The following is a 25,852-nucleotide window of genomic DNA, read 5'->3' on the forward strand; positions in this document are numbered from 1 at the left end:
CGGCTCGCGCTCACATCTCGTGGTTCCCAGCGCGAGGCCGGTTATCGGCCATAGCCTGGGCTCATGCTAGAGACCCCGCCCGAGACCCGCCCCCAGGCCCCCGCCGAGAACATCCGGCTGCGCGCGGCCCTTGAGTCCCTGCCCGCCTACGTGCCCGGGAGGCCGGCGCCGGAGGACGGCATCCGCCGGTACAAGGTCTCCTCCAACGAGTCGCCCTTCGAGCCGCTCCCGCAGGTCCTCGAGGCCGTCGCCCGCGCGACCGAGCACGCGAACCTCTACCCGGACATGGGCGCCGCCGAGCTGCGCTCCGCGATCGCGGAGCACCACACCACTCGCCACCTGCGGATCGGCCCCGAGAACATCGCCCTGTCCACGGGCTCGGTCGCGGTCTCCGGCGACCTCGTGCGTGCCCTCGTGGACCAGGGCGACGAGGTGATCTACGCCTGGCGCTCCTTCGAGGCGTACCCGATCCTGGTGCGCTCCCACGGCGGCGTCGACGTCCAGGTCCCGCTCACCGCGGACCACGAGCACGATCTTCCTGCCATGGCTGCCGCGATCACCGACCGCACGCGGCTGATCATCCTGTGCACGCCGAACAACCCCACGGGGCCCGCGCTCACCACCGCGCAGATCGAGGCCTTCCTCGAGCGCGTGCCCGAGCACGTGGTGGTCGCCCTCGACGAGGCGTACCGCGAGTTCGTCGACCCTGTGCAGGTGGCCGACACCGCCCGCCTCTTCGCCCAGCACGGCAACGTGGTGCTGCTGCGCACCTTCTCCAAGATGCAGGGCATCGCCGGCCTGCGGATCGGCTACGCCGTCGCCCATTCCCGCCTCGCGGCCGCTCTCGGCCAGGTCACCGTCCCCTTCGGTGCGAGCTCGATCGCGCAGGCCGCAGCGCTGTCGACCTTCGATCCCGATGCCGCCGCCGAGCTCGACCACCGCGCCGCGTGGATCCGCGGCGAGCGTGCGCGGATGCTGCAGGTGCTCGCCGCCCAGGGCTGGGACCTGCCCGATTCCCAGGGCAACTTCGTGTACTTCCCGCTCGGGGAGCGCAGCGCCGAGTTCACGGCCTTCGCCGATGCCCGCGGACTCGTGGTCCGCGCCTACGGCACCGACGGCGTGCGGGTGACCGTGGCGACCCGGGAGGCCGACGACCTGCTGCTCGCGATCGCGCAGGAATGGCGCACCGCCCAGGAGGACGCGACGGGGGAGTGAGGTCGGGCGCCCGGTCCGCCGCCCGGCCGCTCATCCGTCGATGCCGTCGATGAGCCGGATGGTCTCGGCCGGGTCCAGCACGGTGGCCGGATGCGGACCGCCCGAGAGCCAGCGCTCCCGCAGGCTCTCGGGATCCGCGCCCCGTGAGCGCTCCAGGCCGGGCCCCGCGGCGAGCACCAGGTTCCCCGCCTCGAGAGAGCCCACCACGTGCTCGTCGGCCAGGGCCCACGCGCCCGCGAGGCCCGCCTCCTCGGTGGCGGCGTCGAGAGCCCTCGCCTGCGCGGCGAAGAAGCGCAGGCCCGCGTCGTCGCCCACGTTCACGGCCATCACGCCGTGCGTGTCCAGCCGGTCCAGCACGTCGGCGAAGAAGAGTTCGCGCGTCAGGTGCTCCGGGGTGCTCTGCCCGCTGAACACGTCGACGACGATCACGTCGAACAGGGCGGCCAGCTCGGTCCCCGGCTGCGCGAGCTGCTCGGCGGCATCCCCGATGCGGACCTCGAGGTCCGTCCCGGGCGGGAGCGGGAGTGCGGAGATCACGAGGTCGGGCAGCTCCCGCTCGATCTCGACCACGACCTGGGGCGAGCCCGGCCGGGTCGCCTGCACGTAGCGGGCCAGGGTGAGCGCGCCCGCCCCCAGGTGCAGCACCCGCACGGGCGTCCCGGGCGCGGCGCCGGTGTCGACCACGTGCGCGATGCGCCGCAGGTACTCGTGGCGGATCACCGTCGGGTCCTCGAGATCCACGTGCGACTGCTCGATGCCTCCGACGTCGAGCGCGAAGCCGTGCTCGCTGTATCCGTCGGGTCGGATCCGGGCGACGGAGTCCGACTGCGCGAGGCGCACGCTCCTGGTCGCGGGACGCTGTGCGCGATGGGTCACGCCCTCAGCCTAGACTCGGGCGGAACGTGCCGCGGATACCGGACGCGGCGGAGGGGGACGATGATGACCGGAACGATGCCCGAGGGCCCGCAGAACGGCCGGCCGCGCCAGGACGGGCAGGGGGAGCACGGTCCCTGGCGCCAGCAGTACCCGGGTGCGCAGGGCGCGCAGGGTGCGGGCGCCTTCGGCGGACCCGACGCCTTCGGAGGGCCGGGCGGAGGGAACCAGCCGCCGCGGAAGAACCGCACGGGCCTGATCATCGGCCTGGTGATCGCCGCCATCGCCTTCTTCCTCGTGATCGTGCTCGTCGTCGTGATCGCGATCGCCGTCGGCCTGGGACGGGGCGGTGAGGGAGGTGGCCGCAAGAACGCGTCCCCCGAGGAGCAGGTGACCGCGATCGCCCAGGACTACATGGACGCCCTGGCGGCCGGCGACCCGAAGCCCGCGCTCGAGCTCGTCTCGCAGCAGGGCACCAACGGAGCCGTGGCCCTGGACGAGGAGTACTACGCGAAGGCCCTCGAGAAGGCGCCCGTCAAGAACGTCTCCGTCGGCACCCCGACGATGACGACGATGGAGGGCGAGGTGACGGTGGAGTACACCGTCGGCGACGAGCAGGCGTCCGCGAAGATCAGCGCGAACGACTACGACGACGACGGCACCTACGAGCAGACCACCGGGGTCGACTACGACACCAGGGTGCCGACGTCGTTCGAGGGGCTGAAGCCGACCCTGAACGGGGCGGAGGTCGAGGCCGACACCTCGGTCGTGCTGCTCCCCGGCGCCTACGAGGCAGGCATCAGCAACGAGTACTTCGACCTCGACGGTGCCGAGACGTTCACCTTCGCCTCCGCGGATTCCGACGTCGAGTGGCCCGAGCCGGAACTCAACGACGACGGCCAGAAGGAGTTCCGCACAGCCGTGCAGTCCTCCGTCGACACGTGCCTGAAGCAGAAGACCCTCAAGGCCGGGTGCGGCATGGGCGATCTGAGCGACGCCTCGACCGACGGCTGGAAGATCACCGAGGACACCGTGGAGCGGAGCCTCCCGGACACGACCCAGCGCACGATCGACAAGATGGAGGCGACGCCCGACTCCGAGGAGCCCACCTACGTCACGGGCACCAGCGTCGGCACCGTGGACACCAAGGTGACGTGCACCAAGGGCGGGCAGTCCGGCACCTGCGAGCTGCTCTTCGGCGGTGGCATGGGGACACCCTCCGTCGACCTCGCCGACGAGAAGCACCCGGTGACCTGGGACTGAGGGCGGACCCGAGCGAGGTGCCGCTCGGCTGCGGCGCCGGGGTCACGCGTCGTGCCGTCGCCGTCACGCGTCGGTCGGGAGTGACTCCGTCGCGGGGCCGCGGTGCGGGCGGGTGAGATCGGCCCGCTCGAGCGGGGTGCGCTCGGGGCGCGCGATGAGCTTGTGGCCCCACCACAGCGCCAGGAAGAACGGCAGGCCGATGTATGCCGTGAGGATGCCCCTGATGTCCGGGGACCCGGTCAGCCACGACTCGTAGTTCTGACCGATGATGACGACCGCGCACATCACGACGGCCACCAGCGGGCCCAGCGGGAACCAGCGGGCGCGGAACGGCAGCTCCGAGAGGTCGTGACCCTGTGCGAGGAAGGCGCGCCGGAAGTTGTAGTGGCTCCACGCGATCCCGAGCCAGGTGATGAAGCCGGCCAGGCCCGAGGCGTTGACCAACCAGGTGTAGGCGCCGCCGCTGCCGATCAGCGAGGTGAGGAAGCACAGGGCGCCGATCGTCGTGGTCGCCCCGACCGCCGCGAGCGGGATGCCGCGCCGTGTCGTGCCCGCGAAGAACCGTGGCGCCTTGCCGGACTTGGCGAGCGCGAACATCATCCGGCTCGACACGTACATCCCCGAGTTCCCGGCCGACAGGATGGCGGTGAGGATGACCGCGTTCATGATGGTGGCCGCGGCCAGGATCCCGGCCTTGTCGAAGATCAGCGTGAACGGGGCCACCGCGATGTGCGACTCGTCGGCGCTCAGCAGCCGCGGGTCCGCGTACGGGAGCAGGAAGCCGATGATCGTGATCGCCCCGATGTAGAACAGCATGATGCGGTAGAAGATCGAGCGGATCGCCCGCGGGATCGTGCGCTCCGGGTCCTGCGCCTCGCCGGCCGCGACGCCGACCATCTCGGTGCCCTGGAACGAGAAGCCGGCGATCATGAAGATCGACAGCAGGCCCGTCCAGCCGTCGACGAAGGGGGCCTGCCCGCGGGTCCAGTTCGAGAGGCCCGGTGAGTCGCCGCCGAGGATGCCGATGATCATCAGCACGCCCACGACCAGGAACGCCAGGACCGCGATCACCTTGATCGAGGCGAACCAGAACTCGCTCTCGCCGAACGCCTTGACCGACACCGCGTTCAGCAGGAAGAGCAGCGCCAGGAACCCGAGCGACCAGATCCACGAGGGCACGTCGGGGAACCAGTACCCCATGACGAGCGCGGCGGCCACCAGCTCGGCGGCCACGGTGACGGCCCAGTTGTACCAGTAGTTCCAGCCTTGCGCGAAGCCGAACGAGGGGGAGACGAACCGGGTCCCGTAGGTCTCGAACGAGTCGGCGACCGGCAGGTACGTCGCCATCTCGCCCAGGCTCTGCATGAGCAGGTAGACCATGAAGCCGACCGCGGCGTACGCCACCAGCGCCCCGCCCGGGCCTGCGCCGCTGATCGTCGCGCCGGAGGCCACGAAGAGGCCGGTGCCGATCGCGCCGCCGATGGCGATCATGTTCAAGTGGCGCGGGGCCAGCTTCCGCTGCAGCTCCGGGTCGCCGTGCGTCGGCGCGCGCTCTGGGGTGGGGGTGGCGCTGGTCATGGATTCCTCGGGTGGGGGTGCCGGGATCGAAGGGGGGCCGGGTCCACCCAGCCCGCCGTTGCAGCGGGATCGATCGCCGAGAGTACAACAAGCGCCCTCGCGCGGCGTGGGCGGGCGACGGGCCCGGGTGACCGGTCGCGCAGTGCCACCGATTGGAACTTACGGATCCGTAGGTTACGCTCGCTCCCGTGAGCGTCTTCCGCACAACGATTCCCCAGAACGCCGAGGACGAGCCGCTCGTTCGGCTCATCGCGCCCGACGGCACCCGCACCCCGCACGAGGAGCTCGACGCTGCCGTCGCGCACCTGACGGGCGAGGACCTGCGCCGGTACTACCGCGACATGGTGATGATCCGTGCGGCGGACCTCGAGGCCACCTCCCTGCAGCGTCAGGGTCAGCTGGGCCTGTGGGCGAGCGCGCTGGGGCAGGAGGGCGCCCAGATCGGGGCCGGCCACGCCGCCCGCACCCAGGACTACCTCGTGCCCACCTACCGCGAGCACGGCATCGCCTGGGCGCGCGGCATCGAGCCCTGGCGTCTGCTGGACGTCTGGCGCGGCATCGCCCACGGCAGCTACGACCCCTACGAGCTGCGCACCCACCCGTACATGCTCGTTCTCGGCGCGCAGGCGCCGCAGGCCGTCGGCTACGCGATGGGCCTGCAGCGCGACGGGCTGGTGGGCACCGGCGACGACGAGTCCGACACCGCCGTGCTCGCCCTGTTCGGCGACGGCAGCTCCTCGGAGGGCGAGGTCAGCGAGGGCTTCACCTTCGCCGCCTCCTTCCAGGCGCCCTGCGTCTTCTTCACCCAGAACAACCAGTGGGCGATCTCCGTGCCCACCAGCGTGCAGTCGCGGGTGCCGCTGGCGCAGCGCTCCCGCGGCTGGGGCATCCCCAGCGTCCGCATCGACGGCAACGACGTGCTCGCGGTCTACGGGGCGGTCCGCCTCGCCCTGGACGCCGCCCGCCGTGGCGAGGGGCCCCGCTACATCGAGGCGCTCACCTACCGGATGGCCGCGCACACCACGAGCGACGACCCCACCCGCTACCGCCACAGCACCGAGGAGGAGGAGTGGGCGGCCAAGGACCCGATCGACCGTCTGCGCACCTACCTCGAGGCGCAGGACGAGATCGACGAGGCCTTCGTGACCCGCTGCGACGAGGAGGGGCACGACCTCGCGATGGCGCTGCACCACCAGATCCACGCGATGGCCGACCCCGATCCGATCGAGATGTTCCGCAACGTCTACGCCGATCCCCACCCGCTGGTGGAGGCGGAGCGCGAGGAGTTCGTGCAGTTCCGCGCCCAGTTCGAGGACGAGACCACCACGGGGGAGGAGCGCTGATGGCCGCCGTGAAGCTCCCGATCGCCAAGGCGATCACCGCAGGCCTGCGCGACGCGATGCGGATGGACGAGAAGGTCATGCTGATGGGCGAGGACATCGGCGCCCTGGGCGGCGTCTTCCGCGTCACCGACGGCCTGATGAAGGAGTTCGGCACCCAGCGCGTGGTCGATACCCCGCTGGGCGAGGCCGGCATCATCGGCTCCGGCATCGGACTGTGCTTCCGCGGCTACCGGCCCGTCGCCGAGATCCAGTTCGACGGCTTCGTCTTCCCGGCCTACAACCAGATCACGACCCAGCTGGCCAAGATGCACTACCGCACCCGCGGCTCGGTACGCATGCCGATGGTCATCCGCATCCCCTACGGCGGCGGCATCGGGGCGGTCGAGCACCACTCCGAGAGCCCCGAGGCGCTGTTCGCCCACACCGCCGGGCTGCGGATCGTCACCCCCTCGAACGCCCAGGACGCCTACTGGATGACCCGCGGGGCCATCGAGTCCGACGACCCGGTGATCATCTTCGAGCCCAAGAAGCAGTACTGGGTCAAGGGCGACGTGGAGACGGAGACCCGGCCCGAGATCGACATGCACACCGCGCAGGTGGTGCGCCCCGGCACCGATGCGACCCTGCTCGCGTGGGGCCCCTCGGTCTCGCTCGCCCGGGAGTCCGCCGAGGCCGCGAGCGAGGACGGACTGGACCTCGAGGTGATCGACGCCCGCTCGATCTCCCCGCTGGACACGGCCACCGTCGCCGAGTCCGTGCGCCGCACCGGCCGTCTGGTGATCGTCCACGAGGCGCCCGTCTTCGGGTCCATCAGCGGTGAGATCGCCGCGCGCATCAGCCAGGAGTGCTTCTTCCACCTCGAGGCCCCGGTGCTGCGCGTGGGCGGCTACCACACCCCCTACCCGCCGGCGCGGATGGAGGAGTCCTACCTGCCCGACGTGGACCGCGTGCTCGACGCCGTGGACCGCTCCCTCGCATACTGATCCCCGCCTGCCCCACGGAAGGACCCTCCGATGAGCACCCTCGTCATGATCACCCTCACCGACCCCGGGGAGGGGCTGACCGAGGCCGAGATCCTCGACATCAAGGTGGGCGTGGGTGACACCGTCGCCATCAACGACCCCGTGATCGAGGTGGAGACCGCCAAGTCCGCCGTCGAGCTGCCCAGCCACATCGCCGGCCGGGTGACGCGCGTGCTGGTCTCCGTGGGCGACGAGGTCGTCGTCGGCGCCCCGCTGATCGAGGTCGACACCGACCCCGACGGCGGCGACGGCGCAGGGTCCGACCAAGCCGCCGCTGCCCGGCAGCAGGCCACCGCCGGGGAGGGGACGGGCGCGCAGGACAGCACGAGCGCGCAGGAGCAGGCAGCGCCCCCCGCCGACTCCGGCGCCGAGGAGGACGCCGCACCGGCGGCCGACCCGTCGGCCGAGGAGCCCGGCACGCAGGCGCAGGAGGCCACCGAGAGCGCCGCGGAGGAGGAGCAGCCCAAGAACCTGGTGGGCTACGGCACGCGCTCGGGTGCGTCGCGCCGGCGCCGCCGCGTCGCCGCCCAGGACGGTGAGGACCAGGACCAGCAGGTGCCGATCGACCGCATCCTCGCCAAGCCGCCCGTGCGCAAGCTCGCGCGGGACCTGGGCATCGCGCTCGCCGACGTGTTCGCGACCGGCCCCGGCGGCACCGTCACCCGTGAGGACGTGCTGGCCGCGCAGCAGCGGGCGATCGGCGACGAGCCCGCCCCGGCCGACGGCGACTACTTCCCCGACGAGTCCCCGCAGGCCCCCGCCTCCCTGCACGGGGCGATGAAGTCCGCGACCTCGCAGCCGATGGACCAGCAGTCCTTCTCCGGGGTCACGAGCGATGACCGCACTACGCGGGTGCCGATCCGCTCGGTGCGCAAGCGCACCGCCGAGGCCATGGTCTCCAGCGCCTTCACCGCGCCGCACGTGACCGTGTTCAACGAGGTCGACATGACCGCGACCATGGACCTCGTGCGCACCCTGCGCGCCTCCCGCGAGTGGGCCGACGTGCGGATCTCCCCGCTCGCGATCGTCGCCAAGGCGCTCCTGGTCGCGATCCGTCGCAATCCCGAGGTCAACGCCTCGTGGAACGAGGACGCCCAGGAGATCGTCTACAAGCACTTCGTGAACCTCGGCATCGCCGCCGCCACCCCGCGCGGGCTGATCGTGCCCAACATCAAGGATGCGCACCTGCTCACCCTCAAGGAGCTCGCCGAGGGCATCAACGACCTCGCCAAGACGGCCCGCTCCGGCTCCACCCCGCTGTCGGCCACCCGCAACGGCACCATCACGGTGACGAACTTCGGCGTGTTCGGCATCGACTCGGGCACCCCGATCCTGAACCCGGGGGAGTCCGTGATCCTGGGCATGGGCGCGGTCAAGCAGAAGCCCTGGGCGGTCGACGGGAGCATCGAGGTCCGGGAGGTCACCCAGCTCGCCCTGAGCTTCGACCACCGCCTGATCGACGGCGCGCTGGGATCGGAGCTGCTGCGCGACATCTCCGCCGTCCTCGAGCAGCCGCAGCTGGGACTCGTGTGGGGCTGAGCCGCCCCGGCGGTGCGACCCCGCCCACGACCTGCGCGTCGGCCTGCACCTCGGCCTGCGCGTCGGCCGGTCGTACCGAGCCGCTCCGGCTCGGTACGCTGGTGCGGTGACCCCGCCTCCCGCTCCGCGCCGCCGCGACGATCCGCGCATGCGGACCGTCGAGATGGAGGCCCTCAGCCTCAGTGCCGAGGAGGAGGACACCGAGACCCTCAGCTCGGGACCCGCCCTGCCGGCGCTGTCCTGGCAGCGCACCGCCCTGCTGATCGCCGCGGGCGGCGCCGTGGGAGGGGTCCTGCGGGAGCTGATCACGCTGGCCATGCCCACCATCTCCACGCCCACGCTGATCGAGCTGCCGCGCGGGACCCTGCTGGTCAACGTGCTGGGCTGCGTGGGCCTCGGACTCCTCACGGGCCTGCTGGAGAAGCGCCCCGATCTTCCGCGCTGGATGCGTCCGCTGCTGGGGATCGGGCTGCTCGAGGGGTTCACCATCTACTCCGGGCTGGTCCTCGAGGGATCGGCCATGATCGGCGCGGGCTTCCCGGCGCTCGCCTTCATGTACGGGGCGATCACCGCGTTCGGCGCCGTGTTCGGCGTCGTCCTGGGCATCGGCCTCGCCTCCCTGATCCACCGCCGCACCGTGCGGCGTCGGCCGCGGCGGACCGGATCCGTCGCCGCCACCGGAGGGGTGAGCGTGATGGGCGCGGACACGCCCGCCGAGGTCGAGCCGCACCGCACGCTCTCCTCCTCCACGCCCAGCGAGACACCGGAGGAGGAGCGATGACCGTCCTCCTCGCGATCCTCGCGCTGCTCGCCGTCGGGGTGGGGTGCGGGCTCGGTGCCGTCGCCCGCTGGGGGATCCACGAGGGCTTCTCGAAGCTGGTGTCCTCGCGAGGGTCCTCCTCGATCCTGGTCGAGGTCGTCCCCTGGCCGACGGTGATCGCGAACGTCCTGGCCTGCTTCGTGCTGGGCATCGTCGTCACCCGCATCGGCGCCGAGCCCACGGGGTCGCTGCGCTACCTCTTCCTGCTGCTGGGCGCCGGGCTCTGCGGTGGCATGTCCACGCTCGCCGGTGCCGCGCGGGACGTGGTCCAGCTGGCCCGGCGCGGCACCCCGGTGCTGGCCGTCGGGTACCTGCTGGTCACGGTCGCCGTGGGGATGGGTGCGCTCTGGGTGGGAGTGCTGGTCACCCAGGGCACCGGCGCGACGGGTGGCGCGTGAGCGCTCCGCTCGACCTCCCCGTGCTCGCCGCCGCCCTCCACCTCCTCGCCGTGCTCGAGGGCGCCGGCACCCTCGGTGCGGCCCTGCTCGCCGGGAGCGGGCCGGTGCACCGGGCCCGCGGCGCCCTCGCCGTCTGCGGCGGGGCATGGGTGCTGGTGCTCGCCGCGGATCTGCTCGCCGGGCCCGGGCCCGCACCGCTGATCGGGGCCGGGAGCGCCGCGCTCGTCGTGATGCTGGCCGTCGCCCTGGAGGGCCGCGCCGTGGCGTGGATCTGCGCGGGGCTCGCCGCGATCGGGATCGCGGTCGGTGTGCTCGGGAGCCACGGTGCCGGATACCCGCACATCGACGCGGTCCTGCCCGCGCTCGTGCACGTCCTCGCGCTCTCGACGTGGGCTGGGCTGCTCGCGGTCGGCGCCGCACTGCGGGGCGAGGCGCGCCGTGCTGCACGCCGCATGGCCTCGCCGAGCAGTCTCCCGCCGGCGACCCGGCCCCTCGTGGCCTGGATCCTGGTGGCGGGCAGCGGGGCGTGGCTGCTGATCCTGCACCGTTCGGAGCTCGGCGCACCGGGGGAGAGCGGGCGCGATGTCCTCGCCCTCGGCGAGAGCGCGGTCGTGCTGGCGCTCGGCGCGCTGGTCATCATGAGCGCTCGCCGTGCGCGCACCGCCGCCGCGGACAGGGCCGGCGACGCAGGATCATGGATACCCCGGGTGGTCCTCCCCCTGCTGCTGCTCGCCCTCGTGCTGGCCGCCGCGCTCGATGCCACCGCTGGGGCACCGACCGGTCCCGATACCCGTGGGACGAGTCCCGCGACGGTGCTGACCGGCCGCGATCTGCCGCCCGCCCCGGGACCTCTCGCGCTGCTCACCGCCTGGCGCCCCGACGCACTGGTGCTCGCGGGGATCCTGCTCCTCGGGGCATTGCTCGTGGGGGTGCTGCGCGAAGGACCCCGGGGGAGGAGGCTCCGCGCCGCCGCCGGTCTGCTCCTGCTGGCCTGGATCTCCTGCGGCCCCCTCGGGGTCTACGCGCCGGTGCTGAGCTCCGCACACCTGATCCAGCAGGGACTGCTGCTGGTCCTCGTCGGTCCGCTGCTGGCGAGCGCGGTCCCGGCACCGAGGAGACTGCAGGGTCTGCTCGCCCGCGACCCCTGGCTCGCTCCCGTGCTCGCCCTCGGGCCGACCGGTGCGGTGGTGCTCGTGCACGCCACGCCGTGGCTGCTGCGACCGGGCCTCGCCTCGATCCCCGGACACGAGCTGCTGCTCCTGCTCCCCGCGCTGGCCGGAGCCCTCACCTGGTGGAGCCTGGACCGGGGAGTGCTGCGGACCGTGCCCCGGATCCTTCGCGCCGTCCTCGCCGCACTGCCGGTCGCGGGTCTCGCAGCGAGCGGGCTGGGGCTCGCGCTCGGACACGTGCTGCTCGTGCCCGACCGCTTCGGGGCGACGGGCCGCAGCTGGCGCGCGGACGCTCTCGCCGATCAGCAGACGGGCGGATGGTTCCTCGTCATCCTCGCGGCCCTCGCCCTGGCAGCCCTGGTCGCTCGGTCACGGACGGGACGCGCCCCGCGACGGGCCTGAACTGCGGTCCCCGGGTCAGGCGAACAGCCCGCGCACGAAACGCAGACGGCCCAGCAGTCGATCCCGGTCGACGAACGGGACCAGGCCCTCGTCGCGGGACGCCCCGGCCGAGCGAGATGCAGCGGACGCCCCGGTCGAGCGGGAGGCAGCGGCCGCCCCGGCGTCGGAGCGCTGGTCCTCGCGGCGCCCGGGCAGCAGCGACTCCAGCTTCCCGCGCACACCGGACTCCTCGCGCGCCTCGTGCGCGGGGACCTCGGAGTCACCGCGCTCGCGGATCCTGCGGAACTCCTCGGCCTGCGCGGAGCCGCTGCGCATCGCGTGCAGGGCGTAGGCGGCGACGTCGGCCTGCTCGACGAGCAGCGGCAGCACACCGCCGTTCACGCGCTGCTGACCCAGCAGCACCAGGTTGTCGCGACCTCGGGGGAACGTGCCCAGGAACAGGTCGAGCTCGCCGTCGGCGGTGCGGGGCACCACGTCCTCGGGCAGGTACTCGGAGGCCTGCTCGTAGCCGGTCGCGAACACGATCACGTCGGGCGTGTACTCGGCGCCCGCGGAGAAGGACACGGTGGCGTCCGCAGCGATCGACTCGACGTCGCCGGTCGGCGTGACCCGGCCGTCGCGGATCCGCGGCGCCAGCTCGTCGGAGATGATCACGGCGTCCTCGAGGAGGGAGGCCGACGGACGCGGCAGACCCAGCGACTGCGGATCGCCGATGGTGCGCCGGACGGCCTGCTCGGCGATCTTCTCGTTGAGCGGTCCCAGCAGGGACGGCTCGTGGGAGGCGGCGACATCGCCGGGGCGACCGCCGATCGATCGCGGCACCACCCAGTGGCCCGTGCGCACCGACCAGCGCACCTCGAGGGCGCGCCGTGCGGCGTCGACCGCGATGTCGGCGGCGGACTGACCGGAGCCGACGATCAGCACCCGCTTGCCCTCGAGGCCGTCGCTGCCCGTCCACTGCGCGGCGTGCAGGGTGCGGACCTCGTCGGGGACCTCGGAGGCCCAGCGGGGCAGGTGCGGGCGCCCGGAGATGCCGTGCGCGGCGACCAGGGCCGAGTAGACCGCGACCTTTCCGTTCGACAGCTCCACCTGCCACACGCCCTCCTCGTCGAAGGGGGTCGCGGTGCGCACCGAGACCTTCGGCAGGAAGTGGTCGGTGAGCTCGTAGCGTGCCGCGTAGGCACGCAGGTACTTCGCCATCTGCCCGGGCCGCAGGAAGGGCGGGAAGGAGACCGGCTGGATCATGTCCTCGTACTGCGTGAAGCGGGTCGAGGAGACCATCTCCATCGCGGGCCACACCGGGGAGTCCTCGCGCTCCTCGTTCCAGATCCCGCCGACGTCTTTGTTGCCGTCGACGAGGTCGAAGGGGACGCGCAGGGCCTTGAGCGCGGCGGCCGCGGCGAGGCCGGCGGGGCCGGCGCCCACGACCAGCACCTTCTCGCGGGTGGGGGCGTCGAGCACGTCGGCCGCGTCCGAGGAGGTGTGCGGCGTGACGGAGGCGTGGGACATCGCGAGGAGCCTTCCGGGTCGGAACTGGAGCGCGGCCATCCTATCCGCGCGACCTCACAGAACGGTGATCACCGTGGGGATCGCTCGCGGGCGAGCCGTACGGCTCCATCCAGCCCGTCGTCGACGGGGACCACGGTGCGCCCGGCGGTCTCGAGCCAGCTGACGAGGTCGTCGTGGATCGGCCCTCTCGTGGACAGGACGCCGCCGGCCAGCACCACCGGGAGCCCGGCCTCGGGGTCCAGGCGCTGCACCGTGCGCGAGAAGTGGCGTCCGGCGTGATCGAGGATCTCGCGGGCGACCTCGTCGGGCGCGTCCTCGCAGAGCGAGCCGGGCAGGGGCGCGAACCGTCCCAACTCGGCGGGGGAGAGGCCGTCGATCGCGGCGACCAGGTCCTGCCGGGGATCTCCGGTGGCCGAGCGGGGGACGAGACCGTCGCGCAGGTCGAGCCCCAGCACGTCGCCCAAGGACTCGGTCAGCCGCGTGCGGGGACCGCGTCCGTCGATGTCGGCCGCGACGGCCTGCAGCACCGCGCGACCCAGCCAGACGGCCGAGCCCACGTCGCCCAGCAGCCACCCCATGCCGTCGCATCGCTGCACCGGGCGGCGGTGCTCGAAGCGCACGCTCACCGAGCCGGTGCCCGCGAGCAGCAGCAGGCCGTCCTCGCCCACGTCCGCGCTGAGGAAGGCGGTGAGGTGGTCATCGGTCGCGTGCAGGGCGTCCGGGGTGATCCCGAGCGGTGCGAGGGTCTCCGCCACCGCGTGCGAGATCTCCTGGCGGCGGGCGGCGCCGTTGCCGGCGATCCCCAGCACGGCGGCACGGACCTGGTCCCCCGTCACGCCCGCGGTCGCGAGCGCCTCGCGGGCGGGTCCCGCGAGGGACTGCAGCGCGCCGGGGCCGCTCGAGCGCAGGTTCGCACCGGGCCCGAGCACGGGCGAGTCCATCAGGGGAGGGGCCTGCGGATCGAGCGGCGCGACCAGGAATCTGCTCCGCGTCCCGCCCACGTCGGCAGCCAGGATCACGGGTGACGTCACGGTGTCGTCACGGTCGGGTGCAGAGTGCACGGACACCTCCTCGATCGTGGTAACTTTAGCAAAGAGTATCGGTGAGGGAAGTTTTCTCAGTTTTGGTCGGTTCTCGTGCGAGTCCTCGCGCGTGCCCGACGGTGTCATCGCTCAAGGACGAGACGATCTCCGAAGTGCCGCCCGGGCACGTGCCGATCCGACTGCTGTGAGGAGTCCCCATGATCTCACGACGAGGTGTTCTCTCCGCGGGTGCCGCCGGCTCCGCCGCCCTGGGGCTGGCCGCCTGCTCGGGCGGTTCCGGCTCGAGCGACCCCACGGACAAGGACGCGAACGGCGACAAGACCATCACCCTGTGGATCATGCAGGGCACCAATGCGAAGACGGACGAGTACGTCGACGCGCTCACCAAGGCCTTCGAGGACCGCACCGGTGCGACGCTGAAGGTCGAGGTCCAGCCCTGGGACGGCGCGCACGACAAGTTCGTGACCTCGATGAGCGGCGGCACCTCCCCGGACGTCGCCGAGGTCGGCACCACCTGGGTGCCCGAGTTCGCCGACGCCGGCGGCATCGACCCGCTGACGAAGGACGTCGACGAGGCGGGCATCGGTGACGGCCTCGTGCAGGGCCTGGTCGACGCCGGCACCCTGGACGACGAGCTCTACGGCATGCCCTGGTACGCGGGCGTGCGTTCGATCCTCGCGGACAGGAAGATCCTCGAGGACGCGGGCGTCACCGAGCAGCCCGGCAGCTGGGACGACCTGCTCGAGATGATCGAGACCATCAAGTCCAAGAACCCCGACATCATCCCCTTCCCCATCGCGGGCAGCTCGATCTTCGCGGGCATGCCCTTCGTGTGGGGCGCGGGCGGCGACATCGCGAAGGAGTCCGGCGGGACGTGGAAGGCCACGATCGACACCCCGGAGTCCGTCGAGGGGATCCGCTGGTACACCGACCTCGCCCTGAAGCACGACGCCTCGACGGCCGCGGCCTCGAGCTGGCTGGAGACCGATTCCCTCGCCGCGTTCCAGCAGGGCAAGGTCGCCATGTTCATCACCGGCTCCTGGGTGCCCGCGACCATCAAGGTCGACGACGAGGAGCTGTTCGATCGCTTGGTCGCCTTCACGATCCCCGCGAAGGACAAGGAGGTGGCACCCTCCTTCCTGGGCGGCTCCCTGCTGTGCCGCTTCACCGAGACCGAGGAGCCCGAGCTCGCCTTCGAGCTCATCAAGCTCATGTCCACCGGCGATCTCGCGACCCGCTGGGCCAAGGAGACCAACTACTTCCCCGGCGAGCAGAAGGCGCTCGACGCCGTGGTGAAGGACGGCGACGAGCTGACCAAGGTCTTCGCCCAGCAGATGACCGAGGGCGGCACCACCGTCCCCGTCACCCCGGCCTGGGGTCAGATCGAGGGCAAGAAGACGCTCTCGACCCTGTTCAGCGATGTCCTCAAGGGCACCGATCCGCAGAAGGCCGCGGACTCCGCCGCCTCCGAGATGGACGAGATCTTCAAGGGATGACCGTCGGCACCGAGGCTCCCTCGCCCCCGGCGACGGCCCCGGCGCGCCGACGGGTCCCGGTGCGGCGCCGCCTCACCCGCGGCGCCGCACCCTGGGTCCTGCTCGCTCCGGCCCTGATCCTGCTGGCCGTCCTGCTGCTGTGGCCGCTCGTGCGCGTCGTGATGCTCTCGCTGCAGGACTACCGGCTGCGCAACCTGATCCGCGGCGACTCCAACTACGTCGGCCTCGAGAACTTCACGAAGGTCCTCACCAGCGACTTCCTGTGGTCCACGGTGCTGCCCAACACGGTCGGCTTCGCCGTCGTGTGCGTCGTGCTGACGATGCTGGTCGGGATCGTCGTGGCGCTGTTCCTGAACACCCTGGGCCGTGCCTGGCGCAGCATCTGCACCGCCGCGATCATGGTCGCCTGGGCGGTCCCCGCCATCACCGGGACCTACGTGTTCGTCTGGCTGTTCGACCCGCTGAACGGCCTGGTCGCGAACACCCTCGACGCGCTCGGGATCATGGAGGCCGGTTCCTGGAACTGGTTCGACGACCGCTGGGCCTTCTACGCGATCGCGACCGCCAACGTGGTCTACCACGGCTTCCCGTTCATCGCGGTCACCGTCCTCGCAGGCCTGGGCACCGTGCCGAGGGAGCTCTACGAGGCCGCGGCCCTGGACGGTGCGGGCGCCGTCACCCGCTTCCGCAGCGTCACCGTCCCCGGCATCCGCCCGATCCTCGCGGTGTGCATCATCCTGTCGACCATCTGGGACTTCAAGGTGTTCACGCAGATCTACCTGATGCCCGGCGGGGACGGCACCAACCGCTCGGTCATGAACCTCGGGGTGTGGTCCTACTCGGAGTCCTTCGCCCAGGGCCTGTACGGGATGGGCTCGGCCATCGCCGTGCTGCTGACCGTGCTCCTGCTGGTGATCTCCGTGGTCTACATGCGCACCCTGATGAAGGAGGACGAGCTGTGAGAACCGCCGCGTCCGCCCGTCGCTCGCCGCGCCGCACCGCCGTGCGGGTCGGCAAGTTCCTCGGGGTCGTGCTGATCCTGGGGGTCTCCCTGTTCCCCTTCTACTGGATGCTCTCCACCGCCGTGGACCCCAACCCGCTCGGCCGCGGCGCGAGCCTCCTTCCCCACGGCTTCACCCTCGAGCACTTCCGCTTCGTGCTCTTCGACGCGGGCTTCGTGCACTACCTGAAGAACTCGGCGGTCGTCGCGCTCGCGACGGTGCTGATCTCCGCTGCCGTCGCCCTGCTCGCCTCGGTCGCGGTGGCCCGCTTCCGCTTCCGCCTGCGCACCCAGGTGCTGATCCTCGTGCTGCTGGTGCAGATGGTCCCGCTCGAGGCGCTCGTGATCCCGCTGTTCCTGCAGGCCCGCAACCTGCATCTGCTGAACTCGCTCGCGGGGCTCGTGGTCGTCTACCTCGCCTTCTCGCTGCCCTTCGCGATCTGGAACCTGCGGGGCTTCGTCCAGGCCGTGCCGAAGGAGCTCGAGGAGGCCGCTTACGTCGACGGGGCGAACTGGTCGCGGATGTTCTTCTCGGTGCTGCTGCCCCTGGTCACCCCGGGCCTTGTCGCCACCAGCGTGTTCAGCTTCATCACCGCCTGGGACGAGTTCATCTTCGCGCTCACCTTCATGCAGGAGGGCTCGAAGTACACCGTCGGCGTCGGGCTGCGCACCTTCTTCACGCAGAACACCGCGAACTGGGGCGCCGTGATGGCGGCCTCGACGATCATCGCGGTGCCGGTCGTGATCTTCTTCGTGCTCGTCCAGGGGCGCCTCGCGAGCGGTCTCACCCAGGGGGCGGTCAAGGGATGAGCGCCGCCGACGGACGCGACGGACGGGACGGACGATACGGGTGGGACCGCGACGTCCTCGCCCTGCTGATGGCCCCGATCGAGGGGACCACCCTTCCCGAGTGGGCCGACGAGGCCCTGGACGCCGGGCTCGGCTCGATCATCCTCTTCGGCTACAACACCCCCGATGCGCGGACGGCCGCGGGACTCGCCGGCTCCATCCACGAGCGGGCGGACCAGGTGCTGGTCGCGATCGACGAGGAGGGCGGGGACGTCACCCGCCTCCAGGCCGACACCGGCTCCTCCCTGCCCAGCGCCTGGGCCCTCGGCACGATCGACGACACCTCGCTCACCGCCCGCGCGGGCGAGGCGCTCGGCGATCTGATGGCGGCGTGCGACATGGACCTCGCCCTCGCCCCGGTGCTCGACGTCTCCACCGATCCGGCGAACCCCGTGATCGGCACCCGTTCCTACGGGGACGACCCCGACCTCGTCGCCCGCCACGGCCGCGCCTTCGCGAGCGGTCTGCACGCCGCGGGCCTGGGTGTCACCGCCAAGCACTTCCCCGGCCACGGCGCCACCTCCGTGGACTCCCACACCGCGCTGCCGCGCATCGACCTCGATCCGGACGAGATGCGCCGCGAGCATCTCGCTCCCTTCCACATCGCCCCCTGGCTGGACGCCGTGATGACCGCGCACATCCTGGTCCCCGCCCTGGGGGAGGGGCCGGCGACGCTCTCGGCCTGGTCGACCCGTCTGCTCGACGAGGTCGCCGGCGGCGGCTTCCACGGCCTGGTGATCACCGACGCCCTGGACATGGCCGCCGTCTCCACCGGCCCGGGCTTCCCGGAAGCCGTCGTGCGGGCCGTCGAGGCGGGAGCGCACCTGCTGTGCCTGGGCACCTCGCTGCGCCGGGACGCCGAGCAGTTGCTCCGAGAGGCGCACGACGCGATCGTCGGCGCCCTGGCATCGGGCCGCCTGCGGCGCGAGGACGTCGCCGCTCGCGCCGCGCACACGCGCGCCTCGATCCACGCCCTGCGCATGCGTCGCGGCGTCGAACCGCGCCGCGACGTCATCACCGCGATCCGCGCCCTGGACGAGCTCGGTGCCGCCGCCGCCCGACGCGCGGTCAGCGCCCAGCACTCGGCCCTCGGCGGCGGTCCCGTGGTGCTGGTCGATGCGCGGATCCGCGCCGATCACGCCTCCGGGTCGCGGTCACCGCACCTGCTCACCGCGCTGCGCGAGCGCGGGATCGACGCGGAGTGGGCCCACTACCCGGGCGATCTCACGACGGGCTCCGAGGTCCTCGTCCTCACCCGGCTGCCCCGAGCGGACGCCGAGGAGTCCGCGCGGCTGCGCGAGGTGCTGCAGGCGCGGCCCGACGCGATCGTCGTCCACACCGGGGTGCCGGACGCCGCCCCGGACCACCGTGCCCTCGTGCGCACCCTCGGCGGCTCGCTGACCATGATGCGCGCCGCCGTGGAGCTGCTGCTGGCAGAGGGGCGTGAGAGCCGGTGAGGATCCTGGGCATGATGTCGGGCACCTCGGCCGACGCGATCGACACCGTGCTCGTCGATCTCGCGCGCTCGAGCGAGGACCCGGGCCTGCTGGAGGGGCGCGTCCTCGAGGTCGGAGAGCATCCCTGGCCGCCCGCGCTGCGGGAGGAGATCCTGGACGTGCTGCCGCCGGCGACCACGGGTGTGGGGACCTGGAACCGTCTGCACGCGCAGATCGGCGAGCACCTGGGCGTCGTCGCGCGCAGCGTGCTGGAGGACCACGGAGGCGTGGACCTCGTGGTCTCCCACGGGCAGACCCTGCACCACTGGGTGGAGGAGGACGGACGCGCCCGCGGCACCCTGCAGGTCGGCGACGCCTCCCGAATCGCCGCGATGACCGGGACCAGCGTGCTGTACGACCTGCGCAGCGCCGATCTCGCCCGCGGGGGACAGGGGGCGCCGCTGGCGCCGGTCCTCGACGTGCTGCTGCTGGGGGAGCGGGGCGGTGCGCTGCTGAACCTGGGCGGCATCGCGAACCTGACGATCGTGGAGCCGCCGGCCCCGGATGCCGCAGGCAGCGGCCCCGGCACCGGTCCCGGGCAGCGCGCACGTCCCGTCGTCCGGGCGGGGGACGTCGGCCCCGCCAACGCCCTCCTGGATGCCGCGGTCCGGGCGGCGACCGGCGGCGCCCGGCACTGCGACACGGACGGACGCCTCGCCGCCTCCGGCACCGTCGACGAGGACGTGCTCACGGACCTGCTCGCCGACCCCTTCTTCTCCCTCCCGCTGCCGCGCTCGACCGGCCGCGAGCACTTCGACTCCGACTACGTCCTGCGGTGCTCCCCACGGGCCGCCGACCTGTCCCTGCCGGACCTGCTGGCGACCCTGACCGAGCTGACCGCCCGCACCGTCGCCGAGCTCGTGCGCGCCTCCGGCGCCCCGCAGGTGTTCGGCTCCGGCGGCGGCATGCGCAACCCCGTGCTGCGCACGCGCCTCGCGGAGATGCTCGCCCCGATCCCGCTGCGGGGGAGCGAGGAACTCGGCATCAGCGGAGACGGCAAGGAGGCGCTGCTGATGGCGCTCCTGGGATACCTCTCCGCCCACGGCATCCCGGCACTGCCCCCGGGGCCGGGCGGCCACACCGTCACGGGCGCGAGCGACGCCGCGGTGCTGGGGTCGCTGACGCCGCCGCTGCCCTGCACCGGGCTCGAGACCTCCTCGGACCCCGCGGCGCGGCAGCCGCCCCGACGCCTGCGCCTGCGGGATCACGCGTCCACGCCGCCCGCACCCGTCCACCCCGCCCACCGACCCCCCGAGAAAGGTGAGAGATGACCGAGCAGACCGAGCACGGCGAACGCTGGCAGGACCTGATCGCGCTCGCCTCGCCCACCGAGGAGCGCAATCCGCGCACCCTCGACCTCGACACCCTGGACGCCCCTGCCCTCGTGGACACGATCCTCGCAGAGGACGCCGGGGTGGCGGCCGCGGTGCAGGCGGTGGCGGGGCCGATCGCGCAGCTCGTCGAGCTGTGCGTGGCGGCGATCGCCTCGGGGTGCACGGTGCACTACGTCGGCGCGGGGACCTCCGGGCGGCTCGGGGTGCTCGACGCGGTCGAGCTGGTCCCCACCTACAGCGCCACCGAGGACATGGTGACCGCCCACATCGCGGGTGGGGCCGAAGCGGTGATGCACGCGGTCGAGGGCGCGGAGGACGACGCGTCGGCGGGGGCAGCCCTCGTCGAGGACGAGTGCGAGGCCGGCGACGTGGTGATCGGGCTCGCCGCGAGCGGACGCACCCCCTACGTGCGCGGGGCCCTCGAGGCAGCCCGGGCACGGGGTCTGCCGACGGGTCTGGTCGCGGCGAACCCCCTGGCGCCCCTCGCGGCGCTCGCCGATGTCGCGGTGCTCGTGGAGGTCGGCCCGGAGGTCGTCACCGGGTCCACGCGCATGAAGGCCGCGACCGCGCAGAAGCTGGTGCTGAACGCGATGTCGACGGCCACCATGGTGCGCCTGGGCACGACCTTCCAGAACCTCATGATCGACATGCGACCCACCAACAAGAAGCTCGTGGCCCGCAGCGTCCGGATGCTCGTCCAGGCCAGCGGCGCCTCGCCCGAGCACGCCGCCGCGGTGCTCGACGACGCCGGGGGCAGCGTGCGTGTCGCCCTGGTCGCGCTGCTGGCCGGCGCGGATGTCCAGGATGCGCAGGCTGCGGCAGTACGCTTCGGGAAGGACTCGGGCAGGCGGGGCGATCCGGCAGGGATCCGCAGCGCGGTCGCGAGCCTGACGACGAAGGAGCCCCGATGAGAAACCCGACGGAGTCCTGATGACCACCCCGCCGCTCCTGCTCAGGCTGCGCAGTCTCCGGGGCGACCTGAAGCCGGCCCTCGCGCGCATCGCCGACCTGATCCTCAGCGACCCTGCCGGTGTGGCCTCGATGACCATCGGCGACCTCGCGCAGGAGGCCGGGTGCTCGGAGGCGAGCGTGGTCCGCTTCGCCCGCCAGCTGGGCTTCCGCGGCTATCGCGATCTGCGCTTCCGTCTCCACGAGGAGGCGGTGGCGGCTGCCACGTCGGTCCAGGAACCCGGGGCCGAGGGCGACATCGACCCCTCCGACGACATCGGGACCATGACGGGGAAGATCGCGGCGGCCGACTCCCGAGCCGTCCACGACACGGTGCGCGGCCTCGACCTCGATGCGCTGACGCGGGTCGCGGACGCCGTCGCCCCGGCCCGCCGCATCATCCTCTTCGGCGTGGGCGCCTCGGCGCTGCCCGCGACCGACGAGCAGCAGAAGCTCACGAGGCTGGGCCTTCCCGCCGCCGTCCACATCGAGGCCCACAACGGACTCCCGGCCGTCGCCCTCCTCGAGGCGGGGGACGTGCTGATCGCCTTCTCCCACTCGGGGCGCACGGCCGAGGCCCTGGACGCCGCCCGCATCGCGCACGAGGGCGGCGCCCGGGTGGTCGCGGTGACCGGCGCCGCCGGATCGCCGCTCGCCCACACGGCCGACGACGTGCTGCTGACCGCCGCCGTCGAGTCCGAGCTGCGCTCCGGGGCGACCGCCTCGAGGATCGCCCAGCTCACGGTCGTGGACTGCATCTTCGTGGCCGTCGCGACCCGGGTCCCCGACCTGGGCCGTGACGCTCTCGCCCGCACCCGGGCCGCGGTCGACGACCGCCGCGTGCACTGAGCAGGGCCTCGGGGCGGGCCCCGGAACGGGGACTCGGAGCGGGGCCTTAGAGCCCGACCATGCGCATCCCGTTCTCGTCGTAGCGGTCACCGGCGACGCCGACCCGCGCGGCCAGGGCGTCGAGCTGCGCGACGTCGTCGGCCGAGAGCCGCACCTCGGTCGCCCCGGCGTTCTCGTCGATCCGCTCGCGCCGGCGGGTGCCCGGGATCGGGACGATGGCCGGGGACTGGGCGAGGAGCCACGCCAGCGCCACCTGCCCGGTGCTCGCCTCGCGCTGCTCGGCCAGATCCGCGACCGCGTCCAGGAGCGCCTGGTTGCGCTCGAGGTTCTCGGCCTCGAAGCGGGGGACCCGGCCGCGGATCTCGCCGTCGCCGAAGCCCTGCCCGGGCCGGACGGTCCCGGTGAAGAAGCCCTTGCCCAGCGGGCTGAAGGGCACGAAGCCGATGCCGAGCTCGGCGCACGTGGGCAGCACCTCGGGCTCGGGATCGCGGGTCCACAGCGAGTACTCGCTCTGCACCGCCGTCACCGGCTGCACGGCATGGGCCCGGCGGATGGTGGCGGCCCCGGCCTCGGAGAGCCCGAAGTGGCCGACCTTCCCCTCGGAGATCAGCTCGCCCACGGTTCCCGCGACCTCCTCGATCGGCACGTCGGGGTCGACCCGGTGCTGGTAGAACAGGTCGATCCGATCGGTGCGCAGCCGCTGCAGCGACTCCTCGGCGACCCGGCGGATCTGCTCGGGCCGCGAGTTCGTGCCCCGCATGGCGCCGTCCACGATGTCCCACCCGAACTTCGTGGCCAGGACGACCTGGTCGCGGACGGGCGCGATCGCCTCGCCCACCAGGCGCTCGTTGTCGTAGGGGCCGTAGACCTCCGCGGTGTCGATGAAGGTGACGCCGTGGTCGACGGCGTAGCGCAGCACGTCGATCATCTCCTCGCGGTCCCCGGGGTTGGGGCCGTAGGACTGCGACATCCCCATCGCTCCCAGCCCGATCGCGGAGACCTCGAGCCCCTGCTCGAGCCCGTGTCCCAGTGTCCTCGTGTGCATGTGGTCCTCCTGCGGTAGCCGGTTCGGTCCACCACCATCCTCGACCGCTCCCGGCACGGGAGGCAGGCCCTGCGGGTACCCGGTCCGAATATTCCCTGTCCTCGCTCGCCCGGGCCCCGGTACGGTGTCGCGCATGAGCATCTGATCGGCACCCCGACCCCGTCCCTGCGACATCTGGAGCCGATCCATGCCCACCTCGAACTCACCCGCGCAGGTCCCCGCCGCCTCGGATCCCGGGATCGCGTCCGCCCCCGCCGCCTCGCCGTCGGCCCTGCACCTGCGGGCGGACGGCATCTCCCACGGCTTCGGCGCCCGCCGGGTGCTGACCGACATCTCCCTGACCGTTCCCGCGGGAACTCCGACGGGCCTGCTGGGGGAGAACGGCTCGGGGAAGTCGACCCTCCTGCGCATCCTCGCCGGCGATCTCGAGGCCGACACCGGGGAGATCGCCGTGCCCGGCCCCGTCGGCCTGCTGCGCCAGGAGCTCCCGCACGATCCGGCGACCACCACGATCGCCGACGTCCTCGAAGAGGCGCTCGCCCATTCCCGTCGTCTCGAGGAGGCGCTCACCGAGGCGGGCGCCGAGCTCGCGGTCGACGACTCCCAGCGCGCCGCCGCCCGGTACGACGCCCTGCTGTCCCGGGCGACCCTCGCCGACGTCTGGAACGCCGAGACCCGCGCCGCTGAGATCCTCGCCGGGCTCGGCCTGACGGGCGTGCCCCACGAACGGCTGCTCGCGCAGATCTCCGGCGGGCAGCGGGGACGCCTCGCCCTCGCGCACCTCCTCATCACGCGGCCGACGACGCTGCTCCTCGACGAGCCGACGAACCACCTCGATGACGCGGGGGCCGAGTTCCTGGCCCGGCTGCTCTCCGAGCATCCCGGTCCGGTGCTGGTCGCGAGCCACGACCGCGCCTTCCTGGACGAGGCCACCCGCGCCCAGCTCGACCTCGATCCCGCTCCCACGCCGCTCGGCGAGGAGCAGGGCGGACTCACCGCCTACACCGGCACCTTCACCGACTACCTGCTCGCACGGCTCGACGCCCGCGAGCGCTGGGAGCGCCGGTTCCGCGACGAGCAGGAGGAGCTGGACCGGCTGCGGGCGAAGGTCCGGGACGAGCACAGCGTGGGGCACGAGGGCCGCGGCCCGCGCACCGAGGCACGCGCCTCGAAGAAGTTCTACGCCGACCGCAACGCGGCCGTGGTCTCCCGCCGGGTGCGTGACGCCGAGCGTCGTCTCGAGGAGCTCGAGTCGAGCCAGATCCGCAGGCCGCCGGCGGAGCTCCACTTCACCGGCGTCCCCACCTCGACACGGCGCAGGACCCAGGGCGAGGTGCTGCTGAGCGCGGCCGGCGCCGCCGTGGCCGGGCGGCTCACCGCGACCTCTTTGAGCGTCTCGGCAGGGGAGAAGCTGCTGATCACCGGACCGAACGGCTCGGGGAAGTCGACGCTCCTCGCGGTGCTGGCGGGGTTGCTCGAGCCCGATGCCGGGAGCATCTCCGTGGTCCGCGATCGCGGACTGCTCGCCCAGGACGAGGAGATCGACGAGGACACCACGGTGCGTCGCCTGCTCGGCGGGACACCCGAGGACGAGCACGTCCCCGATCTGATGGGCCTCGTCCACCCGCGCGACCTGGACCGTCCGCTCGGTGAGCTCTCCCGCGGTCAGCAGCGTCGTGCGGCCCTGGCGGGGCTCCTCGCCGCGCCACCCTCGCTGCTGCTGCTCGACGAGCCGACGAACCACCTCAGCCTCGACCTCGCCACCCGCCTCGAGCGCGCCGTCCAGGACTGGGAGGGGACCGTCGTGATCGCCTCGCACGATCGCTGGCTGCGCAGGCGGTGGACGGGGCGGACGCTCGAGCTCGGCGGGCGGCCGGAGTGACGGGAGCGGGTCCCGTCGGAGAGGAGGTCACCGCTCGACGTCAGGTCTCTCCACCTCGAAGCTGACCACGTCCACCGGATCGACGTCCCGCACGCCCGGGTAGTGACGCTCGAGCGCCTCGTGCAGAGCGGTGAGATCAGCGAATCCGTCGAGCACGGCATCCCGCTCGGTGAGCTTGCCCCGGGTCGTCGTCCGTACGGTCGTCACCGTCGCGGGCAGCATCACCTCGTCACCGCCCTGCTTCTCGACCACGATCTCCGCGGGCCCGGGATGGAAGGGGTCGTCGATGCGGATCGTCTGGCGCTTCGCCCCCGAACGGATCAGCGGTTCGTACCCCTCCCACAGGCCGATGCGCTGCGGCCGGTCGTGGTGGGTGCTGTCGTAGGAGAAGGGCAGCAGCTCGCGAGCGCTGCGGGTGATGAGCCCGGAGGCGTCGCGCACCACGAACCGGATCTCCGGGTCGACGTCGTGGAGCACCTGACGGCACTTCCCACACGGCGCCATCACGTCCCCCGTCGGCCCGTAGACCGCGGCCGAGGCGACGATCGGGTCGTCGGCCGCGCTCGCCGCATGGTTCGAGAGCGCCGCGATCTCGCCGCAGGGGCCTCCGAGGAAGTGGAACGTGTTCATCCCCAGCACGACGCGCCCGGAAACCGTGAGGAGCCCGCCCGCGACGGTGTGGTCGGGGTCGTGGTGGTGGGCACGGGCGTGCTCGGCGGTGAGCCGCACCAGGTCCCGTTCGAGGTCGGTGAGCATGCCCGGATGCTTCCAGGGCAGCG

Annotated in this window: 22 protein-coding genes; 16 read left to right on the plus strand and 6 right to left on the minus strand. The window is 72.6% G+C overall.

The window, feature by feature from the left end; all coding sequences use genetic code 11:
- The first annotated feature begins 63 nt into the window (after positions 1–63).
- On the plus strand, positions 64–1,215 hold the full coding sequence (locus tag DEO23_RS06190) for a histidinol-phosphate transaminase (RefSeq protein ID WP_109275137.1): 1,152 nt from the start codon (positions 64–66) through the stop codon (positions 1,213–1,215).
- Positions 1,216–1,245: 30 nt separating this feature from the next.
- Here the strand turns inward: DEO23_RS06190 and DEO23_RS06195 are convergent, their stop codons facing one another.
- Complete coding sequence (locus DEO23_RS06195; protein WP_165831746.1) at positions 1,246–2,091, minus strand: spermidine synthase; 846 nt, start codon at positions 2,089–2,091, stop codon at positions 1,246–1,248.
- Positions 2,092–2,151: 60 nt separating this feature from the next.
- On the opposite strand from DEO23_RS06195, the gene DEO23_RS06200 reads away from it, so the two are divergent.
- Entirely contained in the window at positions 2,152–3,351 is a 1,200-nt protein-coding gene (locus DEO23_RS06200) for a hypothetical protein (protein ID WP_109275139.1), read from the plus strand.
- A gap of 63 nt (positions 3,352–3,414) precedes the next feature.
- Here the strand turns inward: DEO23_RS06200 and DEO23_RS06205 are convergent, their stop codons facing one another.
- Complete coding sequence (locus DEO23_RS06205) at positions 3,415–4,929, minus strand: amino acid permease (protein WP_109275140.1); 1,515 nt, start codon at positions 4,927–4,929, stop codon at positions 3,415–3,417.
- A gap of 188 nt (positions 4,930–5,117) precedes the next feature.
- On the opposite strand from DEO23_RS06205, the gene DEO23_RS06210 reads away from it, so the two are divergent.
- From DEO23_RS06210 to DEO23_RS06235, 6 genes are all read left to right on the plus strand, one after another.
- Positions 5,118–6,272 (plus strand): thiamine pyrophosphate-dependent dehydrogenase E1 component subunit alpha, encoded by a 1,155-nt coding sequence (locus DEO23_RS06210; protein WP_109275141.1) that lies wholly within the window; start codon positions 5,118–5,120, stop codon positions 6,270–6,272.
- Positions 6,272–7,255: an alpha-ketoacid dehydrogenase subunit beta gene (locus DEO23_RS06215; protein ID WP_109275142.1), complete on the plus strand. Its 984-nt coding sequence runs from the start codon at positions 6,272–6,274 to the stop codon at positions 7,253–7,255. Before DEO23_RS06210 ends, DEO23_RS06215 begins: the two co-directional genes overlap by 1 nt.
- 30 nt (positions 7,256–7,285) lie before the next feature.
- Positions 7,286–8,833 (plus strand): dihydrolipoamide acetyltransferase family protein, encoded by a 1,548-nt coding sequence (locus DEO23_RS06220; protein ID WP_109275143.1) that lies wholly within the window; start codon positions 7,286–7,288, stop codon positions 8,831–8,833.
- A gap of 106 nt (positions 8,834–8,939) precedes the next feature.
- Positions 8,940–9,614, plus strand: coding sequence for a fluoride efflux transporter FluC (locus DEO23_RS06225; RefSeq protein ID WP_240613249.1), 675 nt, complete (start codon positions 8,940–8,942; stop codon positions 9,612–9,614).
- Positions 9,611–10,051 (plus strand): fluoride efflux transporter FluC, encoded by a 441-nt coding sequence (locus DEO23_RS06230; protein WP_109275145.1) that lies wholly within the window; start codon positions 9,611–9,613, stop codon positions 10,049–10,051. Before DEO23_RS06225 ends, DEO23_RS06230 begins: the two co-directional genes overlap by 4 nt.
- A complete protein-coding gene (locus DEO23_RS06235; protein WP_109275146.1) occupies positions 10,048–11,622 on the plus strand; it encodes a cytochrome c oxidase assembly protein in 1,575 nt (524 codons plus the stop codon). Before DEO23_RS06230 ends, DEO23_RS06235 begins: the two co-directional genes overlap by 4 nt.
- Positions 11,623–11,637: 15 nt before the next feature.
- On the opposite strand, the gene DEO23_RS06240 is transcribed toward DEO23_RS06235, so the two are convergent.
- Positions 11,638–13,131: a flavin-containing monooxygenase gene (locus DEO23_RS06240; protein ID WP_109275617.1), complete on the minus strand. Its 1,494-nt coding sequence runs from the start codon at positions 13,129–13,131 to the stop codon at positions 11,638–11,640.
- A gap of 68 nt (positions 13,132–13,199) precedes the next feature.
- Entirely contained in the window at positions 13,200–14,192 is a 993-nt protein-coding gene (locus DEO23_RS06245) for an N-acetylglucosamine kinase (protein ID WP_240613250.1), read from the minus strand.
- 179 nt (positions 14,193–14,371) lie between these two features.
- Here DEO23_RS06245 and DEO23_RS06250 point away from each other — a divergent pair, with 179 nt between their 5' ends.
- From DEO23_RS06250 to DEO23_RS06280, 7 genes are read left to right on the plus strand one after another with little or no spacing between them, the layout of a single operon-like run.
- The gene (locus tag DEO23_RS06250; protein WP_109275148.1) at positions 14,372–15,670 is read left to right on the plus strand and encodes a sugar ABC transporter substrate-binding protein; all 1,299 of its coding nucleotides are present in this window, start codon (positions 14,372–14,374) and stop codon (positions 15,668–15,670) included.
- On the plus strand, positions 15,667–16,632 hold the full coding sequence (locus tag DEO23_RS06255) for a carbohydrate ABC transporter permease (protein ID WP_109275149.1): 966 nt from the start codon (positions 15,667–15,669) through the stop codon (positions 16,630–16,632). Before DEO23_RS06250 ends, DEO23_RS06255 begins: the two co-directional genes overlap by 4 nt.
- Complete coding sequence (locus DEO23_RS06260; RefSeq protein WP_109275150.1) at positions 16,629–17,480, plus strand: carbohydrate ABC transporter permease; 852 nt, start codon at positions 16,629–16,631, stop codon at positions 17,478–17,480. The genes DEO23_RS06255 and DEO23_RS06260 overlap by 4 nt, the downstream gene beginning before the upstream one ends.
- Positions 17,477–18,976, plus strand: a complete 1,500-nt coding sequence (locus DEO23_RS06265) for a glycoside hydrolase family 3 N-terminal domain-containing protein (RefSeq protein WP_109275151.1) — start codon at positions 17,477–17,479, stop codon at positions 18,974–18,976. Before DEO23_RS06260 ends, DEO23_RS06265 begins: the two co-directional genes overlap by 4 nt.
- 11 nt (positions 18,977–18,987) lie before the next feature.
- Complete coding sequence (locus DEO23_RS06270; RefSeq protein ID WP_240613251.1) at positions 18,988–20,286, plus strand: anhydro-N-acetylmuramic acid kinase; 1,299 nt, start codon at positions 18,988–18,990, stop codon at positions 20,284–20,286.
- Positions 20,283–21,260: an N-acetylmuramic acid 6-phosphate etherase gene (locus DEO23_RS06275; RefSeq protein ID WP_109275153.1), complete on the plus strand. Its 978-nt coding sequence runs from the start codon at positions 20,283–20,285 to the stop codon at positions 21,258–21,260. The genes DEO23_RS06270 and DEO23_RS06275 overlap by 4 nt, the downstream gene beginning before the upstream one ends.
- A gap of 19 nt (positions 21,261–21,279) precedes the next feature.
- Positions 21,280–22,146, plus strand: a complete 867-nt coding sequence (locus DEO23_RS06280) for a MurR/RpiR family transcriptional regulator (RefSeq protein ID WP_109275154.1) — start codon at positions 21,280–21,282, stop codon at positions 22,144–22,146.
- Positions 22,147–22,192: 46 nt separating this feature from the next.
- Here DEO23_RS06280 and DEO23_RS06285 read toward each other — a convergent pair whose 3' ends face one another.
- Positions 22,193–23,191, minus strand: a complete 999-nt coding sequence (locus DEO23_RS06285; RefSeq protein WP_109275155.1) for an aldo/keto reductase — start codon at positions 23,189–23,191, stop codon at positions 22,193–22,195.
- 187 nt (positions 23,192–23,378) lie between these two features.
- On the opposite strand from DEO23_RS06285, the gene DEO23_RS06290 reads away from it, so the two are divergent.
- The gene (locus tag DEO23_RS06290) at positions 23,379–25,073 is read left to right on the plus strand and encodes an ABC-F family ATP-binding cassette domain-containing protein (RefSeq protein WP_109275156.1); all 1,695 of its coding nucleotides are present in this window, start codon (positions 23,379–23,381) and stop codon (positions 25,071–25,073) included.
- A 27-nt stretch (positions 25,074–25,100) separates the two neighbouring features.
- Here the strand turns inward: DEO23_RS06290 and DEO23_RS06295 are convergent, their stop codons facing one another.
- On the minus strand, positions 25,101–25,829 hold the full coding sequence (locus DEO23_RS06295; protein WP_109275157.1) for an ASCH domain-containing protein: 729 nt from the start codon (positions 25,827–25,829) through the stop codon (positions 25,101–25,103).
- Between the last annotated feature and the right edge of the window lie 23 nt (positions 25,830–25,852).

The organism is Brachybacterium endophyticum (assembly GCF_003130585.1).
Classification (GTDB): Bacteria; Actinomycetota; Actinomycetes; order Actinomycetales; family Dermabacteraceae; genus Brachybacterium; species Brachybacterium endophyticum.

Bases quoted from the DNA above. Each gene is read 5' to 3' on its own strand.
- DEO23_RS06270 (WP_240613251.1), top strand. From the start codon at position 18,988: ATGATGTCGGGCACCTCGGCCGACGCGATCGACACCGTGCTCGTCGAT.
- DEO23_RS06250 (WP_109275148.1), top strand. From the start codon at position 14,372: ATGATCTCACGACGAGGTGTTCTCTCCGCGGGTGCCGCCGGCTCCGCC.
- DEO23_RS06290 (WP_109275156.1), top strand. From the start codon at position 23,379: ATGCCCACCTCGAACTCACCCGCGCAGGTCCCCGCCGCCTCGGATCCC.
- DEO23_RS06295 (WP_109275157.1), bottom strand. From the start codon at position 25,829: ATGCTCACCGACCTCGAACGGGACCTGGTGCGGCTCACCGCCGAGCAC.
- DEO23_RS06275 (WP_109275153.1), top strand. From the start codon at position 20,283: ATGACCGAGCAGACCGAGCACGGCGAACGCTGGCAGGACCTGATCGCG.
- DEO23_RS06255 (WP_109275149.1), top strand. From the start codon at position 15,667: ATGACCGTCGGCACCGAGGCTCCCTCGCCCCCGGCGACGGCCCCGGCG.
- DEO23_RS06285 (WP_109275155.1), bottom strand. From the start codon at position 23,191: ATGCACACGAGGACACTGGGACACGGGCTCGAGCAGGGGCTCGAGGTC.
- DEO23_RS06190 (WP_109275137.1), top strand. From the start codon at position 64: ATGCTAGAGACCCCGCCCGAGACCCGCCCCCAGGCCCCCGCCGAGAAC.
- DEO23_RS06220 (WP_109275143.1), top strand. From the start codon at position 7,286: ATGAGCACCCTCGTCATGATCACCCTCACCGACCCCGGGGAGGGGCTG.
- DEO23_RS06265 (WP_109275151.1), top strand. From the start codon at position 17,477: ATGAGCGCCGCCGACGGACGCGACGGACGGGACGGACGATACGGGTGG.
- DEO23_RS06200 (WP_109275139.1), top strand. From the start codon at position 2,152: ATGATGACCGGAACGATGCCCGAGGGCCCGCAGAACGGCCGGCCGCGC.
- DEO23_RS06215 (WP_109275142.1), top strand. From the start codon at position 6,272: ATGGCCGCCGTGAAGCTCCCGATCGCCAAGGCGATCACCGCAGGCCTG.
- DEO23_RS06205 (WP_109275140.1), bottom strand. From the start codon at position 4,929: ATGACCAGCGCCACCCCCACCCCAGAGCGCGCGCCGACGCACGGCGAC.
- DEO23_RS06230 (WP_109275145.1), top strand. From the start codon at position 9,611: ATGACCGTCCTCCTCGCGATCCTCGCGCTGCTCGCCGTCGGGGTGGGG.
- DEO23_RS06240 (WP_109275617.1), bottom strand. From the start codon at position 13,131: ATGTCCCACGCCTCCGTCACGCCGCACACCTCCTCGGACGCGGCCGAC.
- DEO23_RS06280 (WP_109275154.1), top strand. From the start codon at position 21,280: ATGACCACCCCGCCGCTCCTGCTCAGGCTGCGCAGTCTCCGGGGCGAC.